This is a genomic window from Burkholderia sp. AU4i, from assembly GCF_000466765.1.
GTDB lineage: Bacteria > Pseudomonadota > Gammaproteobacteria > Burkholderiales > Burkholderiaceae > Burkholderia > Burkholderia cepacia.
Window position 1 is genome coordinate 1 of sequence record NZ_ASSI01000476.1, and the last position, 546, is coordinate 546.

Here is a 546-nt window from a genome sequence, read left to right on the forward strand (position 1 = left end):
ACGCGACGCTCGTGCTCGCGCCGTCCGGCCAGCGCGGCTTCCTGTCGCGTCCGGACGGCAACGGTTTTTCGTTCGTCGGCCAGCCCGTGCACGACGACCGGATCCTCGGCAGCGGCATCGCCTTCGGGCTGCGCAAGGGCGACAGCGCGCTGAAGGCGAAACTCGATGCGGCGATCGACAAGCTGAAGGCGGACGGCACGGTGAAGTCGCTCGGCCTGAAGTATTTCGGCGATATCGACATTTCGGCGAAGTAAGCGGGGCTGCGCGCGATGCAGAACCGGAACACGACCGCCGCGGGCGGCGAACCGGCGGGCACGCCGCTGTCGGGTGACGCGCTCGAAGCCGTGCTCGTCGCCGAACTGGGCGATGCGCTCGTCACGCGCGCGGCCGACATCGATCCGCGTTATTTCACCGCCTACAACGAGCCGGCCGGCGCGCGGCCGCGTGCTCTGGTGCGCCCGCGCAGTGTCGACGACGTGTCGCGCACGCTCGCGCTGTGCGCGCGGCTCGGCCAGGCGGTCGTGCCGCAGGGGGGCCTGACGGGGC

At 71.2% G+C, this 546-nt stretch carries 1 protein-coding gene and 1 pseudogene; both read left to right on the top strand.

What is annotated here, in order from left to right; all coding sequences use genetic code 11:
• Positions 1 to 254 (top strand): transporter substrate-binding domain-containing protein (locus L810_RS43630; RefSeq protein ID WP_042978531.1); only part of this gene is annotated, 254 nt, incomplete at its 5' end.
• 15 nt (positions 255 to 269) lie between these two features.
• Positions 270 to 546: pseudogene (locus L810_RS43635) on the top strand (FAD-binding oxidoreductase); the annotation flags it as partial.